Source organism: Paenibacillus hunanensis (assembly GCF_014645615.1).
GTDB lineage: Bacteria > Bacillota > Bacilli > Paenibacillales > Paenibacillaceae > Saccharibacillus > Saccharibacillus hunanensis.
Genome location: NZ_BMMB01000010.1, coordinates 71,910 through 89,500 on the forward strand (window position 1 = coordinate 71,910; position 17,591 = coordinate 89,500).

The 17,591-nt window shown below is 45.7% G+C and carries 15 protein-coding genes and 1 pseudogene; 2 read left to right on the forward strand and 14 right to left on the reverse strand.

Annotation, left to right across the window (positions count from 1 at the left end; all coding sequences use genetic code 11):
- Positions 1-4: 4 nt before the first annotated feature.
- From IEX62_RS19915 to IEX62_RS19925, 3 genes are all read right to left on the reverse strand, one after another.
- The gene (locus tag IEX62_RS19915) at positions 5-838 is read right to left on the reverse strand and encodes a carbohydrate ABC transporter permease (RefSeq protein ID WP_188777544.1); all 834 of its coding nucleotides are present in this window, start codon (positions 836-838) and stop codon (positions 5-7) included.
- 21 nt (positions 839-859) lie between these two features.
- Positions 860-1,744, reverse strand: coding sequence for a carbohydrate ABC transporter permease (locus IEX62_RS19920; RefSeq protein WP_188777546.1), 885 nt, complete (start codon positions 1,742-1,744; stop codon positions 860-862).
- Positions 1,745-1,857: 113 nt separating this feature from the next.
- A complete protein-coding gene (locus tag IEX62_RS19925) occupies positions 1,858-2,778 on the reverse strand; it encodes a helix-turn-helix domain-containing protein (protein ID WP_188777547.1) in 921 nt (306 codons plus the stop codon).
- Positions 2,779-3,510: 732 nt separating this feature from the next.
- Between IEX62_RS19925 and IEX62_RS19930 the strand changes: the two are divergent.
- Positions 3,511-5,232, forward strand: a pseudogene (locus tag IEX62_RS19930) (alpha-amylase family glycosyl hydrolase); the annotation flags it as partial.
- A gap of 484 nt (positions 5,233-5,716) precedes the next feature.
- Here IEX62_RS19930 and IEX62_RS19935 read toward each other — a convergent pair.
- A complete protein-coding gene (locus tag IEX62_RS19935) occupies positions 5,717-6,184 on the reverse strand; it encodes a DUF6678 family protein (protein WP_188777549.1) in 468 nt (155 codons plus the stop codon).
- Positions 6,185-6,356: 172 nt separating this feature from the next.
- Between IEX62_RS19935 and IEX62_RS19940 the strand changes: the two genes are divergently transcribed.
- Entirely contained in the window at positions 6,357-6,992 is a 636-nt protein-coding gene (locus IEX62_RS19940) for a hypothetical protein (protein ID WP_188777552.1), read from the forward strand.
- Positions 6,993-7,186: 194 nt separating this feature from the next.
- Here the strand turns inward: IEX62_RS19940 and IEX62_RS19945 are convergent, their stop codons facing one another.
- The 10 genes from IEX62_RS19945 to IEX62_RS19995 form a co-directional block, all read right to left on the reverse strand.
- Entirely contained in the window at positions 7,187-8,014 is an 828-nt protein-coding gene (locus IEX62_RS19945; RefSeq protein WP_188777555.1) for an AAA family ATPase, read from the reverse strand.
- A 76-nt stretch (positions 8,015-8,090) separates the two neighbouring features.
- A complete protein-coding gene (locus IEX62_RS19950; protein WP_188777557.1) occupies positions 8,091-9,290 on the reverse strand; it encodes a GTP-binding protein in 1,200 nt (399 codons plus the stop codon).
- Between the two features lie 135 nt (positions 9,291-9,425).
- A complete protein-coding gene (locus IEX62_RS19955) occupies positions 9,426-10,622 on the reverse strand; it encodes a GTP-binding protein (protein WP_188777559.1) in 1,197 nt (398 codons plus the stop codon).
- 223 nt (positions 10,623-10,845) lie between these two features.
- Entirely contained in the window at positions 10,846-11,373 is a 528-nt protein-coding gene (locus tag IEX62_RS19960; protein ID WP_188777561.1) for an SMI1/KNR4 family protein, read from the reverse strand.
- 669 nt (positions 11,374-12,042) lie between these two features.
- Complete coding sequence (locus IEX62_RS19965) at positions 12,043-13,455, reverse strand: radical SAM protein (protein ID WP_188777563.1); 1,413 nt, start codon at positions 13,453-13,455, stop codon at positions 12,043-12,045.
- 116 nt (positions 13,456-13,571) lie between these two features.
- Positions 13,572-14,501: a prolipoprotein diacylglyceryl transferase gene (locus IEX62_RS23870; RefSeq protein WP_229685970.1), complete on the reverse strand. Its 930-nt coding sequence runs from the start codon at positions 14,499-14,501 to the stop codon at positions 13,572-13,574.
- A 77-nt stretch (positions 14,502-14,578) separates the two neighbouring features.
- Positions 14,579-14,878: a B-box zinc finger protein gene (locus IEX62_RS19980; protein ID WP_188777565.1), complete on the reverse strand. Its 300-nt coding sequence runs from the start codon at positions 14,876-14,878 to the stop codon at positions 14,579-14,581.
- A 146-nt stretch (positions 14,879-15,024) separates the two neighbouring features.
- Complete coding sequence (locus tag IEX62_RS19985) at positions 15,025-16,074, reverse strand: LLM class flavin-dependent oxidoreductase (RefSeq protein WP_188777567.1); 1,050 nt, start codon at positions 16,072-16,074, stop codon at positions 15,025-15,027.
- A 120-nt stretch (positions 16,075-16,194) separates the two neighbouring features.
- Positions 16,195-16,827: a GNAT family N-acetyltransferase gene (locus tag IEX62_RS19990; protein WP_188777569.1), complete on the reverse strand. Its 633-nt coding sequence runs from the start codon at positions 16,825-16,827 to the stop codon at positions 16,195-16,197.
- Between the two features lie 261 nt (positions 16,828-17,088).
- Positions 17,089-17,319, reverse strand: a complete 231-nt coding sequence (locus tag IEX62_RS19995) for a DUF896 domain-containing protein (RefSeq protein ID WP_188777650.1) — start codon at positions 17,317-17,319, stop codon at positions 17,089-17,091.
- Between the last annotated feature and the right edge of the window lie 272 nt (positions 17,320-17,591).

A 17,591-nucleotide genomic window follows, 5' to 3' on the forward strand; every position in this document is an offset into this window, starting at 1 on the left:
CTCATCATCCTTTTACTGCTCCAAGAGTGACCTGCATGAAGGACTTATTCGCAAATACATACACGACAAGCAGTGGCAGGATAGATATACACGCACCGGTCAGCATGAGCTGTGATTCGGACGCTGCACCAAAGCCATAGCGTAGATTGGACAAGCCAACCGGTAGCGTTTGCAGGTCTGGATTACTGAGCGTGAACACGAGCGGCAAAATGTATTCATTCCATGAGTTCTGGAACACACCCAGTCCTGCGACAGCCAGTGCTGGACGCAGCAGTGGCAAAATAATACGCCAGAACACCGATGCAGGGTGACATCCATCAATCCATGCTGCTTCATCCAGTTCACGAGGAATGTTTCTCAGGAAGCCGATCATAATGAAATACGTCGCCGCATGGGCGCTAATAAGAATAAGAATGACACCCCATAGGGATTTTTGCAACCCTAACACAACCATCAGATCGAACTGCGGACGCAGGACAACCGCGCCAATCGAAATGAATAATGTGCTCGCCATCAGACCTGTATAGATCCCTTTGCCCGGAAACTTCGCCCGATCGACCGCATAGGCAGCCATCGAGGATACAAGCAGTGTTCCAATCGTCGTCATCACACTGACAAACAGGCTATTCCAGGTAAAGCGTGAAAAGTTAGCTTTCGTCCAGGCGGTCACGTAATTGCTAAACTGCCATACGTCCGGCAAAATATGTGCGCCACTCGTCAGCTCTAGATTGGTCATAAACGAACCCGAGACGACGATAACAATCGGAAATAGCGTTACAGCAGCTGTAATTAGCAGAAACACCCACAGAAGGGTTTTGCCCGTATATTTGATGACCATGTCGATTCCCCTCCTGATCGTTTAGTACATTTTATTCAGCTTACGCGACAGATAGAAGTACAGAATGGTCACGATACCGACGATAATGGCGGTCACAAAGCCGACTGCACTTCCATAGCCAAGCTGCTGCTGAACCGGTGCCTCTGGTGAAACCGGGAACAGCAGCTTGAACAGGTACAGATACATGACCTCAGTCTTGCCATACGGGCCGCCCTCGGTCAATACCATAATACTTTCGTAGCCCTTGAGCGAGATCGTAATCGCGAGCATAATAATCATCTGCATCACCGGGCCAAGCAGTGGAATCGTAATGCTCCATAGCTTACGAACCTCACTTGCTCCATCTAGTGAAGCCGCTTCATACAGATCCTCTGGAATACCTTGAAGTCCGGCAAGGAATAATAGCATATAGTTCCCGACAGCACCCCAGATGGCGATCATAATCGTCGTCAGCATCGCATAATCAGGCCCCAGCCAGCTGATCGGTGCCCCGATAATATGGAATTTTAATAGAAATTGATTTAACACACCGTTATACGAGTTGAAAATAATGAAGAAAACAATCGACATTACCGAGGCACTAAATACGGTCGGTAGATAGTAGATTGCTCTTAGCACCGTACGTCCTCTCAGCTTACGATTCAGAATAAATGCCAGAATCAATGATAGTGGAATGGTTACAATCAACTTACCTGCTGCATAAATACCGGTATTCACAACGGATTGCCAGAACTCCGCATCACGCAACAAGCGGGCAAAGTTACCGAATCCGACAAAGATCGGATCACCATACCCCTGATAGTTGTAGAACATATAACGTAGCGCCCACAGTAGCGGATATACACCCAGCACAAGCGTCAGAAATACGCTAGGAAAAATAAACAGATATGCCGTTCTCTTATTCACTGTAACCTTCCCCCTTTATGTCTGTTGAAGAAAGTATACGGGAGCATACAAAGGCAGTGAGATAGGAAAATCAACTTTATGGTGTAGGATAATCTGACTTTGATGAGGGGAAATTACAACGAATTGACATTGACGAGAACACGGATGATGGCGAGTTGTTCGGGTTGCAATGTGGACATTTTATGTTCAATCACATGGTCGACCAGCGCTTGATCGATAAATGGGATGACGAATAGTAACAGTTCATAGGTTATTTCTTGTGTTATTAGCAGTTCTGCTACTGCTTGTTCGGGCAATAACGAGAGGATTTCGGCTAGTTTTTGCTGGTTAGTGTATTCTTGCCAGTGTTTTGTGACGAATGACTGGAGCTGCTCGGGTGCTATAAATGGTGCGATGGTGGACATTTGCCCGATGGTAATCTGGTGGTGATGTTCGTTGACATATTGATGCAGTCGCTCATCATAGTATGGAGCGATACGGATGACGGTTAGGATGTGATCGATAGTTAGTGGATCATCTCCGCAAACGATTGCATACAAAGCATCTTCAGTTAGGAATGGGGCGAGTTCGGTTAGAGCTTTGGCGTTCTCCGCCAGTGAATCGGCATGGAGTCCCGTGATATGGATGAGTGTTTCCTGATCTACTAACGGTGCCAATTGAATAATTTGTGCTACAGTTAGCGCCTGTAGGTCATCAGGAGAAGATGATTTTTCATCTTCCAGTGCAATAATTGCATCGATTTGCACTGAATTTGCTGATGTGTGGAGAGGCATTTCAGTAGTTTGTCCGGGTGCGAATTGGTGTAGTAATTCGTCGGAAAGTTCCGTATTCTCGCCAAGTAACATAGCGATGTCAATATGTAGTAATTTGGCAAGTTTGATCATTGTATAGATATCGGGCAGCGATTTGCCGGTTTCCCATTTGGAGACCGCCTGAGGTGTGACGTGCATATAGTCGGCAAGCTCCAGTTGAGTAAGATTCTGTTGCTTACGATAGTTAGCGATTGTCGCACCGATTAATATTGAATCCAGCATGATAATAAACTCCTTTCCATTACATTGGAATATGTGAATATTTGTATGGATGTAAGCCATAATAAACGAAGTGATTAAGGAAATGGGGCAACTTATTGTATGAGTGATTTTTGAATACAGGTTAAATAAACAGGCATTTGAGCAACGTAAAATGGCTTACTGCTTACGGTGTTAGTGAACATTTAGTAGGAGATACGACTGAAAATAATATCGCTATCCAGCATAAATGACTGTCTATTTTGGAAACTAACCATCTACCTTATATTCCTATACAAATCTATCATGTACCAGAGGCAAAATAGATCCGTTTCCTACCTCTTGCTGCGTTAGTAGCATCGCCATGTACATAGCCGCCCATCACTTATTTTTATTTTAGCGGCCATAGGCAAAGATGTACAACAACCTGTAGTTGAGTAGTCAAACAACTACAGGTTGCTTGACTTCATAGATGGGGACAGTCGGATCGATTCACTTATTAAAGTCGTATTTTAACAGAATATTGCAGCACAGGATTCGTTCCATAATTTCATATATTTACCTCCTTTTATTTTTGTAAGCGCTATCTTATAATCAATTGCGTAAACGTTTGCACAATTTCATACCACTTGAGGAGGACGAATGATGCACGTAAGATTGGGTCAACATATGAAGCGGTCCGTAGCAGCTTGGATTGCACTATTGATGGTGATGGCTGTACTGTTTGGGGGCTTTGGTCCGACTACACATGCAGCGGATAATTCTGTGACCGTCTATTATAAAAAAGGCTTTGCTTCGCCGTACATACATTATCGGCAAGCCGATGGCAACTGGACAACAGCGCCCGGCGTGAAAATGGCAGATGCTGAGGTAAGTGGCTATACGAAGGCAACGATCAATATTGGCACCTATACTCAGCTCGAAGCTGTATTCAACAATGGCAATGGCACATGGGATAACAATAGCTCCAAGAACTATCTGTTCAACACAGGCACATCGACCTTCACACCTGGTGCAAATGGTGCAGCAGGTACGATTACTGCTGGTGCTCCATCTGGCTCTACGACACCAACCGATCCGTCCACTCCTCCTTCCGATAATTTTGGACCGGTCGATTGGAGCAAACGTAGCATTTATTTCATCATGACCGATCGCTTCAGCAATGGCGATACGAGCAACGATAACTATGGCGGCTTTAATTCTAACAAGAGCAATCCGGGTCAATGGCACGGTGGTGACTTCCAGGGCATTATTAACAAGCTCGATTACATCAAAAATATGGGCTTCACTGCCATCTGGATCACACCCGTAACGATGCAAAAGAGTACGTATGCCTACCACGGCTATCACACGTATGACTTCTACTCTGTCGATGGTCACCTCGGCAATATGGCGAAGTTCCAGGAGCTGGTGCGTACTGCACATAGCAAAAATATCGCTGTTATGCTCGATGTAGTTGTGAACCATACAGGCGACTTCCGTCCGAACAATGGTACAGCCAAAGCGCCATTTGATCAGGCAGATTGGTACCATAACGCTGGTGATATTACACAAAATGACTATAATACCAACAATCAGTCCCGTATCGAAAATGGCGATGTAGCGAGTCTGGACGATCTCAAGCAAGAGAATCCAGCCGTAGCGACCGAGCTGAAAAACTGGGGCAAATGGATCATCCAGCAATCTGGTGTGGATGGATTGCGCGTTGATACCGCGAAGCATGTACCCAAGTGGTTCCTGAAGGACTTCGATAGCGCAGTGAACACCTTCACCATCGGTGAAGTATTCAACGGCGACCCAGCCTATGTCGGCGATTACACCAACTATCTGGATGCCGCACTCGACTTCCCAATGTACTATACAATTCGTGACGTATTTGCCAAGGATGGATCGATGAATCTGATCAAGGATCGCTATGCACAGGATAATCGCTACAAAAACGCTAATCTGAACGGTACATTTATCGATAACCATGATGTGAAGCGTTTCTTGAACGAAGCATCCGGCAAGCCAGGTGCATCCTATGATAAATGGCCTCAGCTAAAAGCAGCACTTGGCTTCCTGCTCACCTCGCGTGGGATTCCGATTGTGTATCAAGGTACAGAACAGGGCTTTAGCGGTGGCGATGATCCAGCGAACCGTGAAGACATGACTTTTGACACGAACAATGAGCTGTACAAGTATATTGCCAAATTGAATGCTGTTCGTAATGCTCACCCAGCACTACAAAACGGCACGCAAAAGGAAAAATGGTCAGACAATACCGTATACGGCTTCCAGCGTACGAACGGCTCTGACGATGTTGTTGTACTGATCAACAATTCGTGGAACAGTGAAACACGCACCATTCCAAACCTTGATAACTTCGGTAATGGCACTGCACTGAAAAACCAACTTGGTACCGATTCGGTAACGGTAAATGGGGGTTCGATCACGATTACACTCGCACCCAAAGAAGTTAAAATTTTGACCAAGTAATGGAGCGAGCTGTTCTGTATAGGCTGAATATAGAGGCTGCATACTAGCGACTTTGTATAGAAGCTTTGCATAAGACCTCAGACTTCATATAGAAGTTTTGCTGGATTTGTCTCCATTCGATTTCCGCTTATATTGCCAATTGAACTACCAATGTTGGAATATCTGCACTATGGTCTTATCAAAATAACCTGCTTGTACGCATTAGCGACAGGCAGGTTATTTTGATTAACTTGAACTGATCTTGCGCGTATCGCATAAGTCTACGTATTACCTTACGCTTCCGGTATTAGCAATCTCCTGTGTGAGCGACCCCCTAATACGCAGTTCAATATGAAAGGATTTTTGCAAAGCAGAGTCTCTTACTGCTCCTAGTGTGCGTGGATTCCTAACACCAGTTTCAACAACAGGTGATTTTTGCACAGCACAATATGTCGCTGTTTCCAGATTAAGCACTTTGAAAATCTACAGTTATTCCACACCAACTCTACTTATGCAATTGTGCAAACTCAGTAGCGGTCGCATAGCCGTAAATCCAGTAATCTCCCTGCTCAGACGTATAAGGAATACCGCATTCCTGCAACAAAGCGACAAATGCAGCTTCAATATCGATCAGCTCATCTGCTACAAGACGCCCGCGAGCTTCCAATCGTCTCGGCTTAATCCGAATCCACTCCACATCAAATGCCGGATGCTGCCAATCGCAAAATTGTGCATCGTCTGAATCATCGCCAAGTATAGCGAGCCAATCACCAAGATAGCTTACATCCTGTTCAAATCGCTCCGGTTCAGGCTTTGGCGACAATACTTTTTTCACCTGAAATGCGGGTGGGAATGGTAATCGACTGTATACACCGGATTTTAGCTGTTCCCAGCGTGTATCGTTCATCACCGACGTTAATCCACGGCGCTCAACTTCCTGCATCACTTTCTTTTTGTAACGTATGTAATCCATCTGCTGTGCTCCTTTCTATGTGCTCATTTGATGCTTAGCTCTGAATGTATGTTAATATAGAAGCTAGGGATTTGATTGTACATTATAGCTAGAGATCAACTGCTCGCGATATTATGTTATTTTAATTTTACTATACCAGTTATTCCCTACGAGCAAAAGAAAGGAACTTACTATGAACTCCAATCATTCCGAACACGACAACAACTCCCACAAATCTAACGACACAGAAGATAGCATAAAAAGTACACCTGCTCCCCCTGCATCTCTAAACGTCAATCCATCCACACATCATACAATTCGCTCGACGTACACTGAATCTACGATTCAAGCTGCCTACACATTACTTCGGCTGTATACACAAATGGCTCAAGAGCTTTGTAACACTCTTGCTGCATCATATCCCGAACAATCCACAATCGCCAAACTGCCATACCTACCAGATTGCACTTCGTTTGAAGCGCTATTCGATCTGATGGATGAGCAGGAGTACGATACCGACCCGGATCTCTTTTATAAAAACGAGAATTGGTTCATTTTTCCTCACGGTGAACATTGCCTGTTTGTAAGCAGCTCGGGCATTTCAATTGAGGTACATATTTATGATTACCGCTGGATTGACGCTGGCTTTTTTAATAATTTTGTAAAAAGTATCTCACAAGCTACCAGCCATCCATATAGCGAGCTTGCACAGAAGCTGATCACAGCGATTGCTCCAGCCGATTTTCAATCATTCTGTACATTGCTAAAGTATTTGTCTGCACAGGGAAAGTTGCTCCAGCACGATGTTGTGAATTTTAGTCTGGCATAATATAATGCTCAATCAGTAAACGCCCCACCAGCAACTAATGATCATACTAAATCCCTCATTGCCAGAAGCAAGAGGGATTTTTATCTTTTATATACCATATGCTAAATAGCAATCTGCTACATGTACGATCTGTAGGATCATTTAACAAGACATTCTGGACGAAAACAAAGTTGACGACGCTGTAAAACCAACGTCTATACACGCTCTGCCACTAGCAAATGATACGGACGATATTCATGAAATGACATTTCAATTAGCAACTGCGACATCGGCATATCATCGATAATCGCTTTACGTTTCGCTTTTAAAATAATCTGTTCGATATCCGCATAACTGCAACCATCCATCCATTCGGCTGCCCACTGATCCAAACCTTGCTGACGTGGGAAATCGCCGCACAGGCGAGCAATGTATTCCAAACGCAATTCGAAGGCTGGGTTACCGTAGATCATCTTCGTATCGAATCGACGCCAGATCGCGTTATCCAGCTCCGTTTCCAGATTGGTTGCAGCGATAAAGATACAATGTTCGGGAAACTCATCCAGACATTGCAGCAGCGTATTCACAACACGCGCCATTTCTTTTACTTCATCATTGTTATCTCGCGTACGGGCAACGGCATCGAATTCATCCATAAACAATACACAAGGCTCCATCCGTGCATATTCAAAGATTTTGCGCACATTACTGCCTGTCTCACCGAGATGAGCATGAATTAACGCATCCAATCGCACCGTTACGAGCGGTAGCTCTAGCTCATGTGCCAGATGAAAAGCAGTTAATGTTTTCCCTGTACCAGGAGGCCCGAACATCATGATTTTGTTCGGTACAGGCACATCATGCAGAGCGAATTTGTCCTTCATGTTCACAATTTTCAGAAATTCTTCAGTAATGATACGATTTTCCGGTGACAGCACAATATGCCGCGCACGCTGTCCGCACTCTTTTACACTATATACCGATGCCATTTCAATCCCTTTGGTTAGCGGCATCTTGCCGTAATTGCGGCGATTTTTACTCATGGATGCTGTTCTCCTTTTTCTTTGCTATACCATAACTTTTCGATACGATAGCTATATTGACGCTGAACGATCGCACTCACCCGAAGAAAGGCAATGGATCATTCAACTCGCGCCAGTTGCCGGCTAATTCCTCTCGTGTGAGTAAGACTTCATCCAGACTACTCTCAATCTGCTCCCGATCCATATCGATTCCGATAAATACGAGCTTCGTTACGCGATCTCCCCACTTCTCGTCCCAATCTGGCGTACGCGGCACCTCGCCGCCAAAATGATAATCCAGCTCCTCCTGACTGAGTGCCGCCACCCATAGTCCTGCTGGCGATAGCTGCTTCGACGTTCCCGCATGGCTAAAGGAAACAGCCATATGATTACGTGTTGCCAGCCACATCAGCCCCTTGGAGCGAACGATGGAGTTTGGATAGTTCTGCACCCATTTCAATAATCGCTCGGGGTGAAAAGGAATTTTACGACGATATACAAATGAACTGATGCCATATTCCTCTGTCTCTGGCGTATGCTCCTCCTTGAGCAGTTCCTGAATCCAACCCGCCGATTGGCTTGCCTTTTCAAAGTCGAACAGACCTGTATTTAAAATTGCTGTCGGATCAATCTGTCCATGTGTAGCATGTATGAGACGTGCTTCGGGCTGCATCGCACGCAATGCCTTTTCCAGACGCTCCAGCTCCGCTGGTGTCACCAGATCAACTTTATTTAGTATAAGCACATCGCAAAACTCCACCTGATCGGTAAGCAAATGCACAATGCCTCTTGTATCCTCCTCGCCTGCTGCCTGTCCGCGATCCATTAGACTTTCACGTGAGTAATAATCCTTCCAGAATTGAGCCGCATCGACAACGGTTACCATCGTATCGAGTCGGGTCAAGCGAGTTAGATCGACCCCATTTTCTTCATCTACATACGTAAATGTCTGTGCGACAGGAACGGGCTCGCCGATACCTGTCGATTCGATCAGGATATAATCGAATTTTTCCTCACGAGCAAGCTTCTCTACCTCTAGTAGCAGGTCTTCACGCAACGTACAGCAGATGCATCCATTCGACATCTCCACGAGCTTCTCATCTGTTCGTGATAATCCACCGCCATCACGAATCAGATCCGCATCGATATTCACCTCGCCCAGATCATTAACGATCACAGCAACACGCAGTCCTTGCCGATTATTGAGCACATGATTCATAATCGTTGTTTTCCCAGCTCCTAGATAACCACTCAATACCGTAACGGGAATTCTACGATCCTGCTTCATCGCTGTCATGTACATCCACCTTTCCTTTCGGAGGAGTTCTATTTTCTAATCATTTCTAGCTTCTAATTGTTTTGTTGTACCTGCTAGTCATTTATATTCACAAAAAGCGTAATTATTACGATTATGAACTGAAGATAAACAAGCTCAAGCCGAATGCACAGGCCATGGTAATGGATTCGAGAATGCAGCCCAATTCTGCTCCAGCTCTCCATCTGTTAATAGACACTCATCCAGCTCGGCTTCCAGCTGCTCTCGCTCCATCCCGATTCCGATCATAACCAGCTCTGTCAGACGATCACCCCAGCGCTCATCCCAGCGTTCACGTACATCAGGCTCTTCTTCCAGAATCGTCTGCTGTTCATCGATCGGCAATGCCGCAACCCACAGCCCAGCTGGTCCAAATTGAATCGACGGCCCTGCCTGACTGAGACTTGCTGCAAGGTCGCCTTCTGCTGCCAGCCACACCAACCCTTTCGCGCGTACAACCTCTTCTGGCCATTCACTCATATACTGTGCAAGACGCTCGGGGTGAAATGGACGACGACGACGATATACAAAAGAACCAATTCCATACTCTTCCGTCTCCGGTGTATGCTCATCCAGCTCCAGCTCTCGAATCCAGCCTGCCGACTGACTCGTCTTCTCAAAATCGAATAAGCCTGTGTTCAAAATTTCCGCTGGATCGATCTGTCCATGTGTAGTGCGAATGATCTTAGCCGCTGGCTGAAGCTGACGAATCACCTGCTCCAGGCGCTCTAGCTCCTGTGGCTCGATTAGATCACATTTGTTCAGCAGTAATACATCACAGGTTTCAATCTGATCAATCAGCAGATCAACCACATCGCGTGTATCATCCGTCCCTGTTGCCTGACCACGCTGTAATAACGTCTCACCCGATTCATAATCATGCCAGAACCGATTCGCATCCACCACCGTTACCATGCAATCCAGATAAGCAAGTCCCGTCAGATCAATCCCCGATTGTTCATCCGCATACGTGAACGTCTGTGCGACAGGCACAGGTTCACTAATTCCTGTCGATTCGATCAATATATAATCGAATCTGCCTTCAAGCGCCAGCTTCTGCACTTCCTGTAGCAGATCATCTCGTAGTGTACAGCAAATGCAGCCATTAGACATCTCAACGAGCTTTTCCTCCGTACGCGATAGCGCTCCCTGCTCCTTCACAATCGCTGCATCAATATTAATTTCACTCATATCATTCACGATCACAGCAACTTTAATCCCCTGCCGATTGTTCAAAATATGATTCAATACAGTCGTCTTACCTGCACCTAAGTATCCGCTCAGTACCGTCACCGGTAATCTTTTCCCAGCCATATTCATTCTCCTTAATAGTAAATATTACGATTAATATGTAACAATATATGCCTGTTTGAATCTTTTGTCAACCTCATCGGTTGCTTCACACAGGCATATGTAGTGGATTAGGCGCTTGCTATTGGCTATGTTGAGTGTAGGTTCTGCATTGACGAATCTTCGCTAGTTATCTTCAACGAATGAACAGCTATGCTTAAACTGATAGCATATGCAGAGTTATCATTTATTCCTTCTCATGCAGACACATCTGGATAAAAGCATTCAAGCTCTCTGCCTCAACCGAGCGATTATTCCAATCATGCCAGAAGTACAGAATCTGTCCATATTTCCCATCTTCAGCAGGGTCCATATCGATACACACATAATCACCTGAACCATTGGTCGCAAACGGAATCCACGCTGGATTCCACAGCATCGGCTTGATCGCCGTATCATTTTCTGCTTGCTCCCCATCCGGGTCATATTCCTCCTGCAAAAAAGTCCATGTCTCGATAATTTTCCGAATCGGTGAAAAGGTCAGGTTCCGCAGCAATGGCATCGTCTCCAGCCGATCATTTTGCCCGTCATGCACTCGATACCATTCTCGTAGTTGATCTGGAAGCTCTATATTCAAGCGTTCCTCCAACTCATCCAGCTCATACTTGCGTACTCCACCTCGCAAACAGAGCTGCTCCAGCTTGCACTTGTTCATTTTCATCGCATGCTGCTGCACCGCCTTCCATAGATGCTCTGCAAATTGATGATTGATCATAACTTGCCTCCTTGTTTGGTGTTGTTTGGCTCATTATCCGTACTCTGGATGTCATATTGCTCCTCTCAAGCATATCAGCAAAAAAAGATTTTGACAGCTACCTCGGAGGGGTTTAGAATTTCTTTTTTTCTGGGTTTTGATTTTATTATTATGAATTTTTCATGTAGTGCAATTTTCATTTATCTGGATTGAGGTTTACCAATTGTAGGTAGGTTTTAATTTGCGAGGCTTGGAGAATTATTTGGTTGTATTTTCTTTCCTCTTATGATTTGCTTGATAGGTAGCTTCGTCTTCTCCAGACTAGCGAAATAATGCTTTCTTCCCAGTTTACGCTAGTATTTAAGTTCTTACTTTTGCAAATCCACCTTCCTCTGCTCTCTGCTCCAATTGTAAAGGGCTTTTTATAAAGTCAAGGTATGTTAATTCATTATGCATTCTTTATTGTGAATTTTTCATGTGTTGATCTTACAGAAAATAATTACACCTCGCCAACAACTCCCAATCTAAAGCAAAAAAGGACTTCGACGCATCCATAGATGCAGCCGAAGTCCCTTCAATTGCTCATTTCCCTTACGATTTCATCGGATCTTCTAATCTATTCCTGTCACTTTATATGACTTCTTTTTATATTCTTCTACATCTACCTCTGGTCATCGACGGGTGTTCTACTTACTGCCACGCCGTTGTAATCTCCTGCTTCAGATCCTCCAGAATCTTCTCCTTATCATCACGGTAAAACATATTGTACGTGTCAAAAGGAATAATGCGTCCGTCGGGATGGGCGATGTGTACACAGGACTTTTTAACCGAGCGTACATCAAAGTTATACGCATCCAGAAACTGCATAATAATGACGCGGAATACATTATCATAGACGATGTGCTCAGGTACAGCTGCGAGCGGCAAGCAGCAAAGCAGACTTTTCAGCGATAATGCGGACGATACGGGTGAATGTCCGGTCGACAGCAACTCGAACAGCTTGCCGCGAATGATGGGATCATTTTCAAATACGATCGTATTACTATCCCCTTCCAGCAAAATCTGCGGGTCGATCATACGCGTGAGCGGCAGCACTTCTCCATCCAGCTTGAGCGCATAGCCCATCGCTAACGAATCAGGGTGACACGGTACAGGTAAAATATCGTCCGAATTGAACACACCCGATTGATCGATAATCATCTGGCGCACTTCACTCACTGTCAGACGATCGGTTGATGGGTCATAGCCTTCCAGTCGTCCTGCCGCCTGAATTGGCTGAATCGTTACCCCTCGCACCGCTGGCTGCTCCAGACCATATTGAATAATCGTGCCAATCTCCTGATCATTCAGACCTTTTTTCAACGTAACTACGAGTGTAGTCGACAGATTGAACTCATTTAAATGAGCAATCGCCTGTTCGCGGATGGAGCGCAGATCAGCGCCACGCAGTTCTTTTAGTACCGAAGCCTCCATACTATCGAATTGCAAATAAATCTCGAACCCCGGCATATAGTCTGCCATTCGGCGCACAAACTCCCGATCCTTGGCAATCCGAATACCGTTCGTATTGACCATAATATGCTTGATCGGACGCGCCTTACACATATCCAAAATTTCAAAAAAATCAGGATGCGTTGTTGGCTCGCCACCGCTAATCTGTACGATATCTGGCTCGCCTTCATTTTCCACAATGCGATCCAGCATGAAGGCGATCTGCTCCAGCGAACGATAGGATGTACGATGTGGCGATGACTCAGCAAAGCAGATCGGACATTGCAAATTACAATGATCCGTGATCTCCAGCAGAGTTAGACAGCTATGCTGCTCATGATCCGGGCACAGACCGCAATCGTATGGGCAGCCGTATTTGATCGGTGTATTCCATATTTGTGGCATTTCGGATGGCTTAATAAACTCGCGTGTACGGTGATAATAATCGACATCAGTAGAGATCAGTACCTTTTCAGGGCCGTGAATCAGACAGCGCTTTTGCATATAGATCCGACCGTTTTCTTCAATAATCTTCGCCTCCACCTTACGGTAGCAGGTGGAGCAGATACTATTCGTTAATTCATGGTAGAGATATGGACGGTTTTTAGGCATTATGTATTCCTCCTTTAAGCAAGTCTGTACGTGTTGAATGAGTAGATTCGCGCAGGGGCTATACAATCGAGTACCTGCATATTCCTACGTATACACATGATACATGTCGAACATAGCTATGATTTCGCTATATCGGCACCTGTCGTCTGACGACGAAGCAGATCGCCACGTCCTTTCAGCAGAAGCCAGCCATAATAGAGCAGCCCGGCGATACAGGCAAGCTGAATATTGTTCAAGCCCCAGTATGGATGCAGCGTAGGCTTGATGAATTCGATCAGCAAGCGGAAGCCCAGATAACCGAACATAAACCATTGAAATAGTCGTCCAGATACATAACCGTCAGCTGGGTCGTTCTGCAATGGAGCTTGATCTGGCGATACTTTCGGCTGTTGTGTAGAAGACTCGTTTGCGATAGCTGGTGATGTGGTCACTGTGCTGCTCGCTGATGCTTCCGTCACTTTCACAGCAGCTTCCTTTTTCCAGCTTGCTCGACTTTGACGATATAGCGGATATAAGACAATCCCCAGTACGATCAGAAAGGCCATTTCATATAGCTGTGTCGGATGACGCATAATACCGTCACCAAAGTCCACACCCGTAAACAGCGTTGTCGCTGTTCCATACGTATGATCATCCAATCCAGTTAAGAAACAACCGATGCGCCCAATCGCAATGCCGATTAAGAGCGGATAGGCAAAATCGTCTCCGGTTGAGCTTTTCCAGCCCGCCCACTTTTTCGCTAGCTCTACACCGATCAAGCCGCCGAGTAGACCGCCCACAATCGTTTTGCCGCCCCATAGCACATGTCCCTGACTGAACGCTGCCCAGGTCGCCGCTGGATCCTCGAACCAAAATAATACCTTCGAGCCAATCGCCGCCCCTAGAATCGTGCCGGCAAGAATTTGCAGGCTGACCAGCTTGGACATGCCGCTCGGCCTGCGTGTCCAGAGATAAATGCGAAAGCCGATAAAATAAGATAATGCCTCAAACAGTACATGCGGGTGAATCCGCAGTGATCCCACATGAATATAAACCGGAAATTCCACAGCGTTCCTCCTTTCGCCGTTGTATGATAATGAGCTTTCTAGAACAGGCAGCACCAAACCTTAATCCTGTTCTAGCATCAGTACGAGAAGATCATTGCTCCACAGATCGCCAGAAACAATACCGTTGCCCCACCAATGACTGCCAGAATGGATACGATGATCTTCCACGCAATCATTCCTCCACTATCCTGCTTCGGTGGTGGCGGTGGCTGGATCGTTTGAAACGTGTTGTTAACTCTAGGCGTTACTGCGTGCATGCCATCCCGGCAACCGAGTGTCGCAGGATCATAGCATTCCTCGCAGAGCGCCTTACCACATTGTCTGCATTGATACACCGCAGCTCGATCTGGATGATTGACACAATGAAACGTCTCCATGATCTCACCTCCTTATTTTTTTTCTGCCGATGAGCGAACAGAAATTGATTTCATTTACATATTCGCTATATGTAAGGGTTTACCTTCTAGTTAATGGGAAATCGTACTGTTATCACTCCATTCTCAGTGTACGACAAAAAAGCAGCCTATACCGGCTGCTTCTCCTCCCAAATCTTCGATGCTATCTCGCGCTTCACAATCGGTGCCACCTCTTTAGCGAACCGCTCCAATTGCTCCTGCTGCTCACTCGCGGTCAGACCATCTACACTTAGCCCAAGCACCTCATGCCCAAATAACCGCTGATACCGTAAAATTTTCTCCGCGACCTGCTCCGGACTTCCCACCAGGGCAGGGCCATTAGCAATATAATCGTCCAGTCCATCAAACGGACTAGCATTATGCTTCGCTGCATCTGTACCTTGGAAGGAATCATGATACGGTCGATAGCGTCGTACTGCTTCCTCACCTGTATCCGCAATATATAAAGCTCCTGCACCAGCACCAACGACCGCTTGTGCTGGATCATGTCCATAATGCTGGAGACGCTGGCGATAATGGTCGATCAGCTGTTTATACTTTTCTGGACGGTGGAACGTATTCGATGAAAAGATCGGCTCGCCATATCGTGCGGCAAGCTCAGTTGAGCGCACACTGGATGCACTACCATGCCAGATGGGAATCGTCGATTGCAGCGGACGGGGCTGACTCGTGAATTGCTGTAGGGCAGGACGATAATTGCCTGTCCAATCCACCTTCTCCTCACGCCATAATCGACGCAACAGTTCATAACGCTCCTGTAATGAATCCCATTGCTCCTCTTCCTTTAAGCCAAATAGCGGATAATGGCGCGGATCATTGCCTTTGCCAATAATTAGCTCCAGGCGTCCACCGGACAGCTGATCCAGTGTTGCATAATCCTCAGCTACGCGTACCGGATCAAGTACGCTAAGTACCGTCACCGTGGTCAGTAAACGAATCCGTGACGTACGCGCCGCAATAGCGGTAAGCATCACAGCCGGGGATGAGGACAGAAAAGGCTCTCCATGTCGCTCTCCGATCCCATAGGCATCATAGCCGAGCTGCTCCACCCATTGTGCCTGCTGTAATATACCGGCGATCTTTTGGCTGTCCGTTAATCGTTCGCCTGTGATTGCATGTGGAAGATTAGCCATCAGGCTAAACACGACAAATTTCATAGGCTGCTCCTTTATGCATCATAATCGATCGGATGGGATGAATGGATACAGTACCAGTGGCTTCACGGATGATCGATCAACCGCTACACGATACCGCTATTCCTTTAGAACGGTACAACATTAGAATCGTCGAAACGATAGCGTTGACTGCTGAACAGCATGCCCATTACCAGATGCCGTTTTGACCAGCTCAGCAGATTGTGACTCTTCCTGAGTAGACGCTTGCTTGAGCTGCTCATATCGAGCAAATCGTTCTTCATTCACACGCTTGCGTAGCAGATGCATCACGCCATCGCCTGTCCCTTTATCAAAGGCAAGCAAGCGTTCATAGCCCCAGCGCTCATACATTGGTAATAACCACGGATGTTTCTCTGCTGTCGCAAGTGTTACCGCTGGCGCTCCCAGCTCCTTATCGATGACTTCCTGCTCGACCCAATTGAGCAACTTGCGTCCCCATCCACTTCCCTGTACCTCAGGATCAACCGCAAACCACATCACAAATGGCAAATCCATCTGCTCTGCTAGCAGCTTCAATCGCTCTGGATTAGCGAGTGTAACGGTCGCCACAATCTCACTATCACGCTCCAGCACATAGCATTTATTAGCTATAATATTATCGCGAATCTGCTCTACATCCGCATGTGCAGCAGGCCACTGTAATTCAAGCTCACGAATCGTTACATAGGCAGCATGGATAATACGCTGTACAACAGGTGCATCCTCCGGTACAGCCAGACGATAAATTTCACTCATCGTTCCCACTCCTTATTCCGACTATTTCAATCAAATTTAATGTATATAATTTATCATTAGAAATTCCTACTGACCAATCGAACTTTTCTATACAAACTAATAGAAACATTCAATCGTTACACATAACTAAAAGCACCGCTCTGCCCTAAACGATAGCCTTTCCCTGTCCACCAGCGCATACAAGCAACTGATGTCCATTCAAAAGCCACCATTCCTAGCAATAGAGGTGCTCCTTACCAACTTTATAGGGTTCAACCTGTATTATTCGATCAGAAAACCATTTTCTTTATCGTTTTTCAGCTTCTCTGGCGTTACATCATTACCTTCCGCATCCACTACAGTCAGACGGGAGAAGGTATGAAGCACCTGGCCACGGATTTCACGCAGATATTCCTGACGCAGTACATGCTGTTCTTCTTTTTCGATATCGGTCAGGCCCTGCTCACGTTGTTTTTTAGCGAGTTCATTAATACGGGTTAAGCTTTTGATCATCATTGTTATTCCTCCTTCGCAGAGAGCCCGAGGCAACTGCTTGGTAAATATCTCGAATTAAATAATTATTAATTTAAGATATTTTTAGTATAGCACACTTTTTGGGAAATGCAACCAGTTGCTACTTGATGCATTCTGCTACTCATGATAGACATCTATCGTAAACGATTCACAGCAAAAAAACAAAACATTTGACTACATAATCCTAATATCGTAATATTACGATATTAGGATTTAGAGAGGAGCTTTACATTTGGAAACTAAAATTTTTG